The sequence below is a fragment of the Pseudomonas sp. 8_5_2 genome (assembly GCF_059295255.1).
In genome coordinates this window covers 2,426,636-2,443,047 of sequence record NZ_CM181238.1, presented here as the reverse complement: position 1 = coordinate 2,443,047, position 16,412 = coordinate 2,426,636, and the positions used below count along the sequence as shown (strand labels likewise).

General features: G+C 66.5%; 11 protein-coding genes. All 11 read right to left on the bottom strand.

Features of this window, described 5'->3' with window-relative positions; all coding sequences use genetic code 11:
• Positions 1-73: 73 nt before the first annotated feature.
• The 11 genes from AC5O5R_RS11270 to AC5O5R_RS11220 all read right to left on the bottom strand — a co-directional run bounded on the left by AC5O5R_RS11270 (position 74) and on the right by AC5O5R_RS11220 (position 16,307).
• A complete protein-coding gene (locus AC5O5R_RS11270; RefSeq protein ID WP_172225651.1) occupies positions 74-1,207 on the bottom strand; it encodes a pyridoxal-phosphate-dependent aminotransferase family protein in 1,134 nt (377 codons plus the stop codon).
• 233 nt (positions 1,208-1,440) lie between these two features.
• On the bottom strand, positions 1,441-2,307 hold the full coding sequence (gene dapA, locus AC5O5R_RS11265; protein WP_494515376.1) for a 4-hydroxy-tetrahydrodipicolinate synthase: 867 nt from the start codon (positions 2,305-2,307) through the stop codon (positions 1,441-1,443).
• A gap of 296 nt (positions 2,308-2,603) precedes the next feature.
• On the bottom strand, positions 2,604-6,122 hold the full coding sequence (gene bcsC / locus AC5O5R_RS11260; RefSeq protein WP_494515375.1) for a cellulose synthase complex outer membrane protein BcsC: 3,519 nt from the start codon (positions 6,120-6,122) through the stop codon (positions 2,604-2,606).
• Positions 6,110-7,225: a cellulose synthase complex periplasmic endoglucanase BcsZ gene (gene bcsZ, locus AC5O5R_RS11255; protein WP_494515374.1), complete on the bottom strand. Its 1,116-nt coding sequence runs from the start codon at positions 7,223-7,225 to the stop codon at positions 6,110-6,112. Before bcsZ ends, bcsC begins: the two co-directional genes overlap by 13 nt.
• Positions 7,225-9,507, bottom strand: coding sequence for a cellulose biosynthesis cyclic di-GMP-binding regulatory protein BcsB (gene bcsB, locus AC5O5R_RS11250; RefSeq protein WP_494515373.1), 2,283 nt, complete (start codon positions 9,505-9,507; stop codon positions 7,225-7,227). Before bcsB ends, bcsZ begins: the two co-directional genes overlap by 1 nt.
• Positions 9,504-12,113: a UDP-forming cellulose synthase catalytic subunit gene (bcsA, locus tag AC5O5R_RS11245; protein WP_494515372.1), complete on the bottom strand. Its 2,610-nt coding sequence runs from the start codon at positions 12,111-12,113 to the stop codon at positions 9,504-9,506. The genes bcsB and bcsA overlap by 4 nt, the downstream gene beginning before the upstream one ends.
• Positions 12,110-12,814, bottom strand: coding sequence for a cellulose biosynthesis protein BcsQ (bcsQ, locus tag AC5O5R_RS11240; RefSeq protein ID WP_494515371.1), 705 nt, complete (start codon positions 12,812-12,814; stop codon positions 12,110-12,112). Before bcsQ ends, bcsA begins: the two co-directional genes overlap by 4 nt.
• Complete coding sequence (gene bcsR, locus AC5O5R_RS11235) at positions 12,811-13,029, bottom strand: cellulose biosynthesis protein BcsR (protein WP_172228245.1); 219 nt, start codon at positions 13,027-13,029, stop codon at positions 12,811-12,813. Before bcsR ends, bcsQ begins: the two co-directional genes overlap by 4 nt.
• A complete protein-coding gene (gene bcsG / locus AC5O5R_RS11230) occupies positions 13,026-14,645 on the bottom strand; it encodes a cellulose biosynthesis protein BcsG (RefSeq protein ID WP_494515370.1) in 1,620 nt (539 codons plus the stop codon). The genes bcsR and bcsG overlap by 4 nt, the downstream gene beginning before the upstream one ends.
• Positions 14,638-14,823 carry a cellulose biosynthesis protein BcsF gene (bcsF, locus tag AC5O5R_RS11225; RefSeq protein WP_172228249.1) on the bottom strand — a complete coding sequence of 62 codons (186 nt, stop codon included), beginning with the start codon at positions 14,821-14,823 and terminating at the stop codon, positions 14,638-14,640. The genes bcsG and bcsF overlap by 8 nt, the downstream gene beginning before the upstream one ends.
• Positions 14,820-16,307 (bottom strand): BcsE family c-di-GMP-binding protein, encoded by a 1,488-nt coding sequence (locus AC5O5R_RS11220; RefSeq protein WP_494515369.1) that lies wholly within the window; start codon positions 16,305-16,307, stop codon positions 14,820-14,822. Before AC5O5R_RS11220 ends, bcsF begins: the two co-directional genes overlap by 4 nt.
• Positions 16,308-16,412 lie beyond the last annotated feature (105 nt).

Genomic DNA, 16,412 nt, shown 5'->3' with positions numbered 1-16,412 from the left:
CCGGGACAAGACTCAGCGCCCATGGGATCAAGCGCCGCCCGCGCGGCGCTTGATCCCAAAGATGGTGAACAGCCTAAGGCGCCATCACTTCGTCCAGAGCCTGCTCAAGGGTGCTGACCGTACGCTCGATGTTGTGCAGCTTTTCGAGGCCGAACAGCCCGATGCGGAAGGTCTGGAAATCGGCCGGCTCATCACACTGCAACGGCACACCCGCCGCTATCTGCAGGCCATGCTCGACAAATTTCCTACCGCTCTTGATGTCGGCATCATCGGTGTAGCTGACCACCACGCCCGGGGCCTGGAAGCCGGCGGCGGCGACACTGTTGATGCCTTTGCCGGTCAACATGGCGCGCACCCGGTCGCCCAGCAGCTGTTGTTCGCTGCGCAGCTTGTCGAACCCGTAGGCCTGCATCTCGTTCATCACTTCGTTGAACCGTGCCAGAGAATCGCTGGGCATTGTGGCGTGGTAGGCATGCCCGCCCTGTTCATAGGCCTGCATGATCTGCAGCCACTTTTTCAGGTCGCAGGCAAAGCTGCTGCTTTGCGTATGCCCGATGCGCTCGACAGCCAAGGTACTGAGCATCACCAGGGCGCAGCAAGGGGATGCGCTCCAGCCTTTCTGGGGTGCGCTGATCAGCAGGTCGACTGCGCACTTGTGCATATCGACCCAGACGGTTCCCGAGGCGATGCAGTCGAGCACGAACAAGCCCCCCACCGCGTGCACGGCATCGCCGACAGCGCGCAGGTAAGCGTCGGGCAGGATGATCCCGGATGAGGTTTCAACGTGGGGGGCGAAGACAATTTGCGGCCGGTGCGCCTGAATGGCCGCCAGCACTTCGTCCAGCGGGGGTGGCGCGTAGGCAGCCTGGCGACCGCTTTCGACCGGCCGGGCTTTAAGTACGGTGGTGGCCGCCGGGATGTTGCCCGTTTCGAGGATCTGGCTCCAGCGATAGCTGAACCAGCCGTTGCGGATCACCAGGCATTGCTGGCCGGTGGCAAACTGCCGCGCCACCGCTTCCATGCCAAATGTACCGCTGCCCGGCACTACCGCAACAGCCTGGGCGTTGTAGACCTGTTTCAGGGTCGTGGAGATGTTCTTCATCACGCCTTGAAATGCCTGCGACATGTGGTTGAGCGAGCGGTCGGTGTAGACCACCGAGTACTCGACCAGCCCCTCAGGGTCAATACTGGGATAGAGCTTTGACATGGGTGACTCCTTGGCAGAGATGTCCGTGTTAAGGACCCTGCCCTAAGCTTGGGCAAATGACAAGATTGATCGGGGCTGGCTTTGGGGCGCATCAGGGCTGACGAGTGCTGGGCGCAAGAAATGCAGCGCCTATGAGACCGGGCGCCGCCCGCGCGGCGCTTCGCAGCACAAGGCTGCTCATTTGTTGCAACGTGGCCATGCCTGTAGAAGCGGCGTTGCCTGCCCTGGTCGCTTCAAGCACCGAGCGAATCCAGCACGGCCTGCAGCTTGCCCCGGGTGAATGGCGTGCAGGCCTGCATGGGCTCGCGCAGCTCGTCACTGATCAAGTCTTGCAGGTGCAAGGCCGCCTTGATCACCGCCGGATTGGGCTCGGCGAAGGCCAACCTGATCCACGGCAGAATCTGATAGAACGTGCCGCGCGCGGCCAGCCAGTTGCCACCTTCGACCTGCTGCAGCATGCGTACATACAGGTCTGCGCGCACCTGCGCCGAAGCCGAAATGGCCCCTGCACCGCCCAGGCACAGGTTGTTGAAGATCTGCAGGTCTTCGCCAGCCAGCACCTGGGCGTGGCCGTCCTCGATCAGGGCCAGGGTGGTTTCGCTGTCGCCGCTGCAATCCTTGACGGCGGCAATGCGGGGGTGGCGCACGATACGGCGCAGGGTTTCCCGCTCGATGCGCACGCCGGTGCGGTAAGGGATGTCGTAGACGATCAGCGGTACGCTGGCGGCATCCGCCACCGTGTTGAAAAAGCCCTCGATGCCGGCCTGCGACGGGCGGATGTAGCACGGTGCGGGCACCAGCAGCCCGCCGATCTGGCGCTGCTGGATTTGCGCCTGGAAGGCCAGCTGTTCACCCAGGTTATACCCCGACAGGCCCATCACCACCCTGCCCGGCTCCACCCAGGCCAGCACGGCATCCAGCACGGCCAGCTGCTCGGCCTTGGACAGCGCGGCCGCTTCCCCCGTGGTACCGCACACCACAAAACCGGAGACGCCGTCTTCGAGCAGCTTGTTCACCAGCTTTTCCAGCGCGACAAAGTCGACTTCATTGCCGCGCAATGGCGTGACCAAGGCGATCCAGATACCACGGAAATTCGACATGCAAAAACTCCTGATGTTGACCGATAGTCAGCGTCAGCAGGGCGAAGAGAGGAAGTGGTCTGGCAGGGATACCTGGCGCCTTCTGTCTCGTCAGCCCACCTGACGAGACAGCGCGCCTCGGTCAGATGAGCGGCTGTTTCTTGGATTTCTTGGCAACGGCAACACACGCGTCTGCCTGGGCGATAAAGCCCGAAGCGGAAATGGCGTGGTTGGTCATGGACATGCTGGAAAGCCCGTTGCGTGGGTATGGCTGGATAATGGTGGGGCGGTGTGCCCGGTGTCAACCTTCCAGTCAATCACCGCCACTCGCTATAGGGCTCCAGCGGTGTCACCGGCAGCGCCAGGTTGCCGCGCCACGGCTCGAACAGGTAGCGCAGGTAAAGCATGCCATGGCTGGGCGCATAGTCATCGCTGTGCTGCCAGTCGAAACCGCCGCCCAGCACCCAATGGTCACTCAGGCGCCGTTCGAACAGGCCGCGCAGGCGATAGCCCAAGCCGCTGCTGTCGCTGGCTTCAGTCATGGCGTCGAGGTTGGAGTCGACAGCATACTGCGCCAGCACCTTGCGGTTGAGGTGTACGTCCGGGTACAGCCGGCTGCTGGCACTGTGGGCCTGGGACCAGCTGACGGACCCTTCCAGCAACAGTGACCAGTCGTAGTTGCGCCAGGCATAGCTGACCGGCACACCCACCGAGGTATAGCGCTGCGGGCTGTAGTAGCCGCCCTGCCCCAGGCTGTAGCCGCCCAGGTCCTTGTCGTGGCGCCAGTGCATCAGCGTCAGGCCGACACGCACGCGCTCGTCGGCCTTTTCCACCACGCGGTGGTAATAACCGGCCATGGCCCGCGTGCGTTGGTTGTCAGCAACGTTTTGGCCGTACAGCCAATGGTGCCCAAGGCTGGCCCAGACCCCGTTGTCGCCGCCCTGGTCCCAGCTCAGGCCGAGCGTGGCGCCGTTGGCCGTGACCCCGCCCCAGCGCACACCTGTCGGGCGGTCACGGGCGCCGGCGAACGACAGCAGCGAGTTGCTCATGGGCCGCCGCGAAGCGGTCAGCGACCAGCCGACCTGGCCGAGGCCGCCGTTGAGCGTCGCGCCCCCCAGCCAGTTGTTGATCGCGTAGCCCTGGGTGGTGCCCAGGTCGAGCGCCCAACGGCTGCCCTGCCAACCCAGCGCCAGGACACTGCCGTCAGCGCTTTGCGAACCGCCCTCGCAGGCGGGCAGCGCCTTGCCGTCAGCGCTGCTGCCGACAAACTGGCAACTGCCGAAATCCGGGGTGTAGCGCCCCTGCGCGTTCTGCTCGAACGCGCCCGCATCCATGCTGATGCGCTCGACCCGCGCAAAGGCGGTGCCGTCCTGCCAGGGGGTATCCACATGCAGCAAGGTCGAGTGGGTGCTCAGTTGCGACGTGCCCGGAGTACCGTCATCCTCGCGCCAGCCGTAGTCGTGCATCAGGGTCACGTGGGTGTTGCGCTGGCGGTACAACGCATCCACATCACTGCGCAGGCTGCGCGCCAGCCAGTCGTCGCTGGCTTGCTCGCGGCTGGCAAGCGTCAGTGCCTGGTCATCCCGCGGCGCTGCGCCAGCACGATCCAGCAGCTGTGCATCGGCCATCGCTGCGGCATACAGGTCCAGCGCCCGCTGCGGGTCGGTCTGCGCTACCAGGCGCGCTGCATCGCGTCGCAGCAGTGGGTCGGGGCGAGGCGACTGCGCGGCAAGCTGATCAAGCTGCCTGGCCGCCTGGTCGTGTTCGCCCAGGGCAACCCAGACCGCTGCCAGGCGCCGCTGGCCGTTGTTGTCATCGGCGGCCAACCGGGGCACCTGCACCCCCAGCATGTGCCGGGCCTGTGCCAGGTTGCCTTCGGCCACCGCGCTTTCGATCACCCCAAGACGCGCTTCGGGTCGCCCGGGTTGCACGGCAAGCACTCGCCAGTAATAGTCGCGCGCCTTCCCTGGTTCCCCGCGCGCGGCTGCCCAGTCGGCCAACAGCATCAGGTCGTCGGGGCCGCCCTCACCCCGCGCCAGGCCGGCTTCGAGCAGGGTTGTGGCCTCGGCACCGCGGCCCTGTGCCTGCAACTGCTGCGCCGAGGCCAGGGTCAGGCGCCGCTGGATACGCTGCTGCAGCGCGTGCATGTCAGCGTTCCAGGCTGCCGGCGGCACCGCCGCGAGGCTATCGAGGGCCAGGGCATCGCGGTCGCTGGACTCCAGGAACAGGCCATGGGCGTAGCGCGTGGCCGGGTCGCCAGGCTGCTGCCGGACCAGCCTGGCGAAAGCCGCATCGGCCTCGGCGCTGCGCCCCTGCTGACGCAGGCTGTTGGCCAACTGGTAGACCAGCCAGGGCTCATCGGGGGCCAAGCTCGCAGCCTGGGCCAGGGCCTGGCTGGCGGTGGCCCAGTCTTCGCGCTGCAAGGCTGCTTCCCCTTGCTGCCTCAACCGCGCGAGCTGCAGGTTGCGACGCAGGCTGGCGAACTGCACTTGCTGGCGTGGTGGCAGGCTGTCCAGGTACGCCTGCGCCTTGTCGGGTGACTGTGCCTGGTACACGCGCATCAAGCCGCGCACGGCGCTTTCGTTGTCCGGCGCCATGCGCCGTACCTGCAGGAACTGCCGCTCGGCGGCAGCGCCGTTGCCCTCGGCCAGCGCAACATCCGCCAGGCCCAGGAATGCGTATTCATCCTTTGGCCGCTGCTGACGCGCCTGCAGGTAAAACGCGCGTGCGCCGCGCAAATCCTGCGCCTGCAATGCCCGCTCGCCCTTGTTCATCAGTGCCCAGTACTGGCTGGACGACTCCAGGTCCTTCCACTGGCTGATCGAGTAGGTGTCCTGCTCCTTCGCGCTGGCCGCGCGGAACGCTGCATGGGCGTCTTCATAGCGGCCCTGACGCATCAGCGCGTAACCTAGTGCACCGTGCAGGCTGGCGTCATCCGGGTACTGGCGCAGCGCCCGGCGCAGCTGCGCTTCGGCTTCGGCGTTGCGCCCCTTGTCGACCAACGCCTTGCCGCGCTGGCCCGCCTGCCAAGCCGGGTCGGCCAGCAACGTGCGCTGCTGTTGCAGGGTCTGGCCGGCCTGCGCCAGCAGTGGCGAGGCCGGGTAGCGCTGGAGGAACGCTTGCCAGGCCGCTGCGCTGGCAGTGCTGACCGACTGCCCAGCCAGGTAGTCGAACTCGCGCTGGGCAGCAGCATCCCGCGCGTTGGGGTCGCGGGCCAGCTCATCGAGCAGGGCCAGCGCTTCGCGGTCACGCTTTTCGGCAAACAGCCAGCCGGCCAGGGTCTGGCGCAACCCGGCGTTGCCGGGATACTGGCGGTCCAGTTGCTGCAACTGCCTGATCGCCGCCGGGCGCTGGCCTGGCAGGTTGCCGCGCACCCGCCAGTAGTCCAGGGCCAGCTCCAGGCTGGGTGGCTCGCCTGCGAACAACTGCTCGTACGCTGCCAGCGCCTCTGCGTTGCGCCCGGTAACGGCCAGCAGCCGCGCTTGCTGCAAGCGCCGCGCCGCTTCGGGCTGCTGCAGCTGGAGCAGGCGTGTGGCCTGGCGAGCCTGCAGGCTGCCGGGCGCCAAGGCGCTGAGCCTGGCCTGTAACTGTTCAGCCTGGGCGCTGTTCTTTTCGCGTAGCGCCAGGCCCAAGGCCGCCAGCAGCACATCGGGGTTGCGCGGTTCCAGCAACTGCAGGCGGCCGAGCGCATCGCGCACCAGGTCGTCACGGTGCAGCGCTTCGCCGCGGCGAACCTGCTCCAGCAGCCACTGGCGCTGCTCGCTGGCATCCTTCGGTTGGCCGAGGGCCTGGCAGCTGATCGCCACCAGCATCAGCACGCCGATTACTCGCTGCATGACGGGCTCCAGGCGGGCAACAGGCGGCCGTCGGCGGCAAAGCGATAACGGCCTTGGTCATAGCCCTGGCCGAACAGCGCCAGCACCTGGCTGTAGTAGGCCTTGGGCTCGACCGGTTGTTCGGCCAGGCGCTGGCGCTGCTGCGCCAACGCCGCCGCGTGCTCGGGCAACGCTGCCAGCAGTGGCAGCAACGCTGCCGAAAAGCCCGCCGGGCCATGCCCGGTGGCGGCGCCGCTGCGCGCATCCACGCGCTCGGGTGGGCGCCCCTGACTGTGGGTCAATGCCGCCATCGGCGCATAGTGGGCCAGCAGCTCGGTCCGCTGCGCCGCGTCCTCGGCCAGCATGCCGACCCACAGGTACACGCGGATAGCGTCATAGTCACCGGCGTTGCCGTGTTGCGGGTCGGATGCCGGTTCACCGGCCGGGGTCCACAACAGCCAGTCCGGGGCAAAGCCTTTGGGTGAAGAAGCCAGCCACACACGTCGACTGTTGGCCGCCAGCTCGCCCCACAACGGGTCCACCAGGCTGAAGCGGTCGAGCAGTTGCAGCGGCAGATAGCTCGGGTTCAGGCGGCTGCCACTGGCATCCTCGAAGCCGTAGTCACCCGGCAACAGCATCACGCCCAGGCCCGGTAGTTTTCGTACGGTCTGCGCGGCGATGCGCCACAACAGCCGCTGCCCCAGTTGCGCATAGGCCGGTTCGTTCCATAACCGCCCGGCTTCGAGCAGGCTGTAGGCAATCCACAGGTCGGCGTCACTGGCATTGTTGGTGTCCAGCACCTGCCACTGGCGCTGGCCATTGCGCCCCCACAACCAGGCCGGCAGATGCCGGGCCAGGTCGCCCTCGGCCAGGTTGTTGCTGGTCCAGCGCAGCAGCTTGGCGAAGCCCGGACGGTCATTGCCGACCAGGGCAAAGAACAGCGCGTAGCTCTGCCCTTCCGAAGTGCTGATCAGGCGCGCGTCACTCGGGTCGATGACCCGGCCATCCACGCTCACCAGTTCGGCCTTGAAGTGCTCCCAGGCAGGCCACGAGCAGGCCGCCCCGGCATTGGCGAAAACAGGCAGGCCCAGGGCGACCAGCCCTGTCAGCAATGGTCGCATCATCAGGCCGCCTCACCCAACCGACGTCGGCCAGCCCAACGCAGTGCCCGCCACAGCAGGAAGGCGAACAGCACCACACTCACGGCAGCGATCGCCGCCAGCAGCACCGGGTGCTCGGACAAGTGGAACCACAACAACAGCCACCAGGGCAAGGCGCCGACAAAATAGTGCTCGCCAACGAACTGGCTGGTCACGCCGCTGCTGCGCACCAGGCTCACCGAACCGGCCACGGCGTCGAGCTTGCCGACGTCGCCAAGCACATCACGCAACAACGCATAGTCGCTGTCGCTGCTGGCCAGCAGTGCAACCACGCTGCGCTGTGGGTGGAATGGCGACTGCAAGCCGGTGATGGCGGCGATCGGCGCCTGCGCACTCACCGCCACGCGGCTGCTGGCAGGAGCACCTGCGGTATCGAAGCGCTGGCTGCCAGGCAACCCGGTGCTGCGGCCTTGCAGCAGCCAGTCACGCTGGGCGCTGAGCAGCAGGCCGAGGTTGGGCGCGTCACTCAGGGCCTGCGGCAGGTTGCCGATCAGCAGCAAGTCGGCATCGGCCGCTGCCGCCTGTTGCCAGTCATCTGCAAGCTTCAGGCCCAGTGCCGGGTAACCGATCTGCCCGGCCAGGCCGGCCACTGTGTCGAGCAAGGTGCCCACCTGCATTGGCGTGGGCTTGGCCGGCACCATGACCAGGGTTTCGGAAAGGTCGGCCATGCGGCTGAACGGGAAGCCGCTGCGGGCGAATGCGCGCAGGTCGGGCATGGCGATGTAGTGGTGGTAACCGGACAGGTCGATGGTCGAGTTTTCATCGATCGCCGCACGCACGTCCACCGGCAGCGAGGTCTGGCAACGATCGCGCTGGGCGCTGCCCAGGGTGCTGGCGAAGCTGAAGTCGAAGCGCAGGCGGTTGCGGTCGCCGATCTTCAACGCCGGGACCAGCGACTTTTCGGTCAGTGCCGTGTTGTCACCCGACAGCACTGCCAGGCGCATTTCCTCCAGCGTGCCACCGCGCCGGTCATTGCCCACCAGCGGCATGCTGGTGATGTACTGGTCGTTGACGCTGATGCTCAGGCGCGATTCGTCGGTCACTGCCGGTGCCGTGTAGCGATACAAGGTACGCAGTGGAATGCCCTGGTTACGCCAGACGAAAAGGTCTGGCGGCAAGTTCAGTTGCAGCGTCACCGGGTGCGGCTGCAGGCCGCTGACCTGCAACTGCCCAGGGTAGTCGAGCAGCTCGGCGAAACGTACCGGCCGGTCGGTGCGCGTCCAGTTCGGTGCGTCGTAGGGCTGGCGCGGTTGCAGCGCGGCCATCTGCTCCACTTGCACTCGGGCACCGCGGAACAGGTTGTTGCCCACCGCCAGCGCCGAGGCTGCCTCGACCAGGTCTTCGTCGTTGCGGCCCAGCACCAGCAGCACTTTGCTGAAGCGGTCGTCGGGGTGGTCGATCAGCTGCAACACCGGGCCGTCGACTGGAGGGAACTGCTGCAGGTCGGCAAGGAAGCCCGGGCGCCGGTCATTGCTGGCAAACACGATACTGGGCGTGGGTTGCTCGCCACGGGCCGGCAGGCGGTTGTACAGCACCGGGAAAGTTGCCTTGCGCCAACCGGCCTGGCTGCCGAAATAGGACACCAGGATCGCTGCGGCGCGCTGCTGCTCCAGGCTCGGCGAGCCACTGAACACCACTGGAAGCACAACCTTGCCGGTGTCGCGCGGGTCGAAGAACGGCAGCGGGAAATACGCCAGGTCGTTGTCCAGCGCCAGTGCCTGTTCATGCAGCTGCACCTGGCTCTTGCGGTTCAGGTTCAGCCACAGGCCGCTGTGCGCCGGGTCTTCGCAAATGTCGGTGTAATGCCCGACGAACTCCAGGCGCACCCGGTTGAAGTCGCTGAGCAGCTTGGGGTCCAGCGGCAGCTGGCGGCGTACGCGCTGGCCGAGCTGGTCTTTTTCCACCGGCACCACCCCCATCAGCTCGTCATTCAGGTAGACGCGCAGGTGCGACAGGTTCGGCAACAGGGCTGGTGAGGGTGTGTAGTCCAGCTGCAAGGTGGCATCGGTGGCCAGGCGGTCGCGACGCACGCCAAACTCGATCTGCTCGCTGTTGCGCACCCCCAACAGCAGGCTGTCGGACGCATGCCCGAGCTGCTCGAAGGTTTTCGCAACCGGCCAGTTCGGTACCGTGGGTACACCTGGCTCGGCAAGCGGCGCTGCGCTGGCAGCAACAGCGGGCTGGGACAAGGCGGCGCACAGCGCCAGCGCCAGGCCCCAGGTACGCGAGGGATAACGAGTCATCATGCGTCTCGGTCAACAAGGTTCATGGAAAGGACAGGCGCGGGTGTACGTGGCCTGTAGCTGGCCAGCCAGTGCCCCAGGCTGCGCAGCGGGCGTAGCCATGCACGCGCCCAGGGCGGCATGTGTTCGATCAGGCGCAGGTAGCCGACCCCGCCCAGCTTGAGCACATCGATCAGGCTGCGCAGCGGTCGGTCGACCTCATGCTGCGCGCCCCAGCCAAGCCAGGCATCGGCCCGGGCAAAGGTGCAGTGCACCAGGTCGATGCGCTGTTGCGGGCTGAGGTCGTGGAACACCAGGCCCGCGTGCTGCCCGACGGTACGGGTGACACAGGCCTGGAAGGCAAACTCGCGCTGGCCGCGGTTAAGCAGCAGCCGCACCCGCTCCCCGGGTTTCAGCACCAGGCCCGGGTGCAACTGCAGGCCCACGCCGCCATCGGAATAGTCGACCAGGGTGCAGGGGAAGGCATGCCCAGTGCCCAATACCAGCGCCGCCGGCAGCTGCATCTGTACCCGGTGAGCGCGGCGCACCTGGCGCACTTCGGCGGCCACGGCGACTGCGGCGCCGATGATCAGCAGGTTGTAGACCACCCACAGCGAGCTGACGATCACCGTGCCGATTTCTGCCGACGGGCCAGTGAACAGGCGCCACACGGCAAAACCCAGGCCGGCCACGTTGAGCACCGCGAGCCACAGGTAAGGCTGGGCGATACGCCAGTCGAACTGTTCCTGCTCCATCAGGCCGCCCTTGGCAGTAACGTTGAACGTGCCCTTCTTCGGCGCGAACAGCGCCACCGTGGTGGGGCGTGCGATGTACCAGGCCAGCACGGTCTCGTACACCTCGCCCCAGAAAGTCTGCCGGTATTTACCCTGCATGCGCGAGTTGGTCAGGCTGGCGTGGATCATGTGCGGCAGCACGTACAGCAGGATCATCAGCGCCGGTGCGTAGATGATGTAGGCATGCAGCAACAGGAACGCCAGCGGCGCCGTGAGGAACACCAGCCGCGGCAGGCCGGCCAGGAAGTGCAGCATCGCGTTGGCATAGCACACCCGCTGGAACAGGCTCAGCCCACGCCCGAACAGCGGGTTGTCGGTGCGGAATATCTGCACCATGCCGCGGGCCCAGCGAATACGCTGGCCAATGTGCGCCGACAGGCTCTCGGTAGCCAGGCCGGCCGCCTGCGGCAGGCTCAGGTAGGCCGACGACCACCCCTGACGGTGCATGCGCAAAGCGGTATGGGCATCTTCGGTGACAGTCTCGACGGCGAAGCCGCCGATGCTCTCCAGCGCGGTACGCCGGAGCACCGCACACGAACCGCAGAAAAACGCCGCGTTCCACATGTCGTTGCCGTCCTGGATCAGCCCGTAGAACAGCTCCCCTTCGTTGGGGCGACGGCGGAACGAGCCCAGGTTGCGCTCGAACGGGTCGGGCGAGAAGAAGTGGTGTGGCGTCTGCACCAGCGCCAGCTTCGGGTCCTTGAGGAACCAGCCCACCGTCATCTGCAGGAAGGAACGCACCGGCACATGGTCACAGTCGAAGATGGCAATCAGCTCGCTGTCCGTCACGCCCAGCGCGTGGTTGAGGTTGCCGGCCTTGGCGTGCCTGCTGTCTGGCCGCACGATATAGCCCACCCCGACCTCGTCGGCGAACGCGCGAAAGGCTTCGCGGCGGCCATCGTCAAGAATGTAGATGCGCAGGCATTCACGTGGCCAGTCCAGGCCCAGGGCCGCCAGCACCGTGGTGCGTACCACCGACAAGTCTTCGTTGTAGGTGGGGATCATCAGGTCCACCGTCGGCCAATGCTGCGGGTTGGCCGGCAGGCTCGCCGGCTTGCGCTGCAACGGCCAGCTGGTCTGGATGTAGCCCAGGATCAGCACGAACCATGAGTAGGTCTCGGCCGCCAGCAGGATCACCCCGCACACCAGGTCGGTGCTGTCGTTCCAGTTCAGGGTCGCGGTGTAGCGCCACCACAGATAGCGGCAGGAGATGATGGTCGACAGCACGATCAGCATCAATGTCGGGAAGCGGCCCGGCATGTGCCGCACCAGCATGGCGATGCCCAGCAACAGGCAGATGAACACCAGTTGCGCCAGGTAGCCGAAGGGCTCGGTCACGCACAGCAAGGCCAGGCTGACGGCGCACAATGTCAGCACGCCGTAGAACGCCCGGCGGGCGAGCACGCTGAGGTTGCGCAGGCGTACCGAGGCGCCGTGCCTGAAGGCACTGGCACGGTAACGTGCGGGGACTTGCTGCAGGCTGGCAATCAGCAGGCTCCGGCAGTGGTTTGCCGCTTGCCGCATGCGCCGCAGTTGCGCCCGCAAGGCGCCCAGAGCGCGGCGTGCGGCGCCAGGCTGGCGTGGCTGCGGCTGACGCCGCAGCAGCAGCCACAGGCTTTGAATCAGCAGCCGCAGCGGGTCGCCGAGGCTCGGGCGCTTGCCCGCCAGCTGCGGGTACAGTCGCTTGCGCTCAGCCAGCAGCGCCTGCCAGGCGGGCGATTCCAGACGCAGGAACAGATACGCCAGCCACACCCCAAGGGTGAACAGCCAGGCGACCGCTCGGCGCGCGCCGCGGGCATTGAACCAGGCGTAGGCCGACAATGGCGTCAATGTCACGACTGGCGCCTCGTCAGGCAACGCACCGCCAGGCTCTGCACATCCCGGCAGGCCAGGCTCTGCGGCGCGTAATGGCCCAGCGGGGCCTTGCACGCCAAGGCTTCGAGAAACGCCTCGTCGCGGTGCACCACCTGCAGCGGAAGGCGATCACGGAACAGGTCGCGCCAAACCATCAGCAAGTCGCTTTGCAAGCGGCTGGCGGGGTCGTAGCGGTTGACCAGCAACAGGTCATAGTGCTCGACCGGTCGCCGCCCAAGCAGCAGGTGGCTGGCCATTTCAGCTTCGGCGACCAGCACACGCACATCGGTTTCGACCCCGCCAGCGCCATCGCCCGGCAACTGCGGCAGGTCGAACAGCACCCAGTCGAAATGCCCGGCCAGCTCTGCCTGGCGCACGCGCCATGCATCCGCGTCCAGCACAGGCGGCGGCGCGCCAGCAGACAGATTGCCGAACGGCAACATGCACAGGCCGTCGAGCACCTGGTACACGGCGTCGCCGAACGGCCGCCCTTGCCGCTCGGCCAGCGCCCAGCCTTCACACGTGTCGAGGGGCAGGTTGAAGTGCAGACCCAGCAGGTTGCTGGGGCACAGGTCGACCAGCAGCACCCGCTCCCCCACGCCATGCAGCGCATAGCCCAATGCGGCCAGCAACGCGCTGCGGCCCAGGCCGCCGCGTACACCGTGCAATGCCAGGCTGGTCATGACGACACCGCCTCACGCGGCGGCGCCGCTGCGTACAGTGTGCCCTGGGCGCCGGCGCGGCAGCTTTCACCGAGTAACGGCCAGCGCTGCAGGGCCTGCTGAACACCCACCAACAGGGAGATATCCTGGTAGTTCAGGTCGGGCATGCCCAGGTGCTGGCGCAGCTGGGCGATGTCGTCGCTACGCTCGGAGGGGTCTGCTGTGCCAGTGATCATGGGCGCTCCTTGGGAATGGGCTGCCAGTCGGCCTGGCCTTGCAGGCGCATGTAGGCGCGCCCCTGGTAGTTCACAACCTGTGCGCCGGAGGTTTCGGCGACCTGCTCGGTGGCCGGCAGGTCGCTCAGCAGGCTGGGCACATCCAGCGCCTGCTGCTGCCCCAGGCCCGCATACACCCGCGAGATCAGTTCGGACAACGCCAGGTAGCTGGTGGGCGCCGTCACCCGCAGCGGCTCGCTGCGGGCAGGCTGCCCCATGCCGATGAACTTCAGACCCACCGGTACATGGGTAATCGATGGTGTGGGGATCTCGCGCATGCCCGACAGCTGCATGCGGTCCCCGTGCAGCGCAGCGCCGTGCTCCGGCACAATCGCCACCACCACCCGCCGGCCACTGCGCTCCAGTTCATCGAGGAAGCTGCCCAGCTCGCCGAACAGCCGATTGGCCCGGGTGGCGTAATCGGCCACGCGGGTGCCGCCGTCGGCGGTAACGATGCGGTTGCCGTCGTGCAGGCTGATGCTGTTGTAGAACAGCGACACATGCTCGGCCGAAGCCCCCTTGCGCTGCCCCCACCAACGGCGCAGCACGTCCAGGTCGCTGGCGATGGGCGAGCCGTCGAAGCCGACCAGTGCCCGCGGGAAGTCGGTGTTGCGCAGGCCCGGTTGTGGCATGTTCTGCTGGCTGATGTCGCCGATGAAGTTGTCGAAACGGCCGCTGTGGTTGAGCAAGGTATTGCTCTGGAAACCAAGCTTGGCCAGGTTCTCGAACAGCAGGCACTGCTCGGCTGCGGGCTGGTACAGGCCGGCATGGGACGACTGGCCACAGCTGGCACGCAGCACGCGGATCGCGGCGGGCCCGCTGTAGGACGTGGCCGAATTGAACTGGTCGAATACCACGTCCAGGCGCGAGAACAACGGGTTGTCCCGCAGCCCGACCGCTGACAGGTCATCCCAGGCCAGCGAGCAGATATTGATCACCAGCAAGTCGAAGGGCTGTTCATCGGCCTTGATCGCCGGGAACGCCGTCACCCGCTCCCGCTCACTGGCGAAGAAGCGCTCAAGCCAGTTGTCGAGGCTGGCATTGTCGGCCACTGCCCCGCCCTGTACCTGGTCGGCGGCGCTGGCAACCTCGGCGCCTGGCGCCGGGCCCGCGCTGAACCCCAGCGACGGCAAGCCGCCGACAGCCAGCCACGCCAGCCCTAGCAGGCTCAAGGTACTCAGGCGCAGCCAGTGACGCAGGTACAGGTAACCCACCAGCAACAACGCCAGTGCGCCCATCAGGTTCCAGTTGACGAAGCGGCCGATCAGCTCCAGCAAGTACTCCCAGGAGAAATCGAGCACCCCCGGCTGCGCCAGCAGGCGGCTGAACGGCGGCAACCAAGTGTCCTGATAGAACAACGCAATACCGATGGGCACGGCCGCCAATTGCCGGGCAACACGCAGCCACTTGCCCGCCAGGGGGATCAGCAGAAACGCGGCAAACAGCAGGTTGGGCAATGCCTGGAAGTCGAGCATGCCGAGGCTGACCAGCAGGAACTTGGCCAGGAAATAGAAGTTCCACCCTCCCAGTCCAGGCCATCGGGCCAGCACCGGGAGGGAGGCTGAAGTATTAGTCATTGCGGGGTTCCTGGCGTGCGGCGCGGTGGCGCACGCCCAGCGGTTTCAGGTAACGGGGGGACAGGCGACGGCGCAGCCAGCGGCGCACTGCCCGCTGCAGGCGCAGCACCAGCAGGGCCAGGGCCAACGTGACCAATGCGCTGATGCCCGACACCTGCAACAGTTGTGCAAAGTTCACGCTGCACCCCACTTGCCCAGGCCGACCCGACGTGGCAGCAGGGCTGGCCGTGCCTGTGCAGGCAGCTGCGCCGCATCGTCGCGCGGTGGCCGTGGCAAGCGCTCATCGAGAAACGCCGGGGTGGCGAGGCTGTCGATGCCGGCCAGCACCTCCTGGCTGATGAACAGCTCTTTGCACGACAACTGGAAGATGTGGTCAAGCGCCTGTTCGACGCCTTCGGAGCGGCAGGCAAACAGGAACAGGAACAGCACTTCACCGACCACGCAGGCGATATCGCCATCACGGCGGAATACGGCGCGCGAGCAGGCCTGCAGCGGGCTCAGGCCCGGGGCCGGACGCAGCACCAGCAGCTGGTGGACGATCTCGCCGTTTCGCACGCCGTGCCACATGCTCTGCACGGCTTCGGCAAATGCGCGTGGCGCGACCAGCCCGCAAATGGCCAACGGCCGCAAGCGTGCCAGCAAGGCGTCAAAGTCGCCGGGCAAGCGCCGGCGCCAGACGTAGCCCTGGATGCTCTCGACCATGGTCAGGAAGCGCGAAAGGCTGGCACCAAACGGCACGATCTGGCTGGCGCCGCAGCCCAGCAGCAGCTGTTCGTCCTGATAGCGCAGGGTGGGCGCCATTTCGCGCACCACCAGCTTCAGGGCATTGCCGCGCAGCTGGCGTAACCGGTGCAACTGCCGCGCCAGGCTGTCCAGCCGTTGACCGGCGTCCGTGGCGAAGATCACCGTGGCGGAAACCGCCCGGCTGGCCTTGGCACCAAGGTCGTCAGGGCCTTCACACACCACCCAGTGTTCGGAGAAGGCCGGTGCACCTTCCAGTACCGCGCGCTGGGCGAGGTACTGCAATTCGTCGCCACCGGTATCCGCGGCTGCCTGCGGCGCCTGGGCAGCGGCAAAGCCTGCCTGAAGGCGCGCCAGTTCCACGTCGCGGGTACCGGCTTTGCCCAGCAGGTTGCTCCAGAAATGCTGCAAGTAGCGCACGCCGCCTTTGCCGCGATACAGCTGCGCCAGGCCGTCGACACCTTGGTTGAATGCGCGCAGGTGCGCCACCAGACTGGCGCCCTGCCCACTGCTGATGACCAGCAACAGCGCACCTTCGGCCAGCAACGCCGGGCGCAGGGCATTGCACCAGCGCTCGACGTCGTCGCCTGCCCAGGTGCCAGCCGGCGCCATCAGCACCAGCACGCGCTCGCCCGCATCCAGGCGGGGCAGGTCCTGTGCCAGGTTGCAGATGGCCTGCGGGGTAGATTCATACAGCGCCAGCTCGGCCGGGCCACTGGCTGAGTCGAGCACCGCCAGCACGTCGCCCAAGGTTTGCGCATCGGCAATCAAGGCGCCGCGTGCACTATCGGGCATGCCTTCGATTACCTGGCGGCAGAGCAAAATGGCGTCTTCGGCGGCATCGCAAGCTAACCAATACAGTCCTTGTTGATGAAGCTGGCTGCTTTCGGCGCCTAAGCCGGGGATAGCCAACAACGGCATTCCATTCGTCAAAACACTGGCTCTGCAAAAAAAATAAATCGGATTTCTGGGGAATGTGACACAAACACCGTTGTCGCCTTAATGACTCACGTCAATAAAACGGCA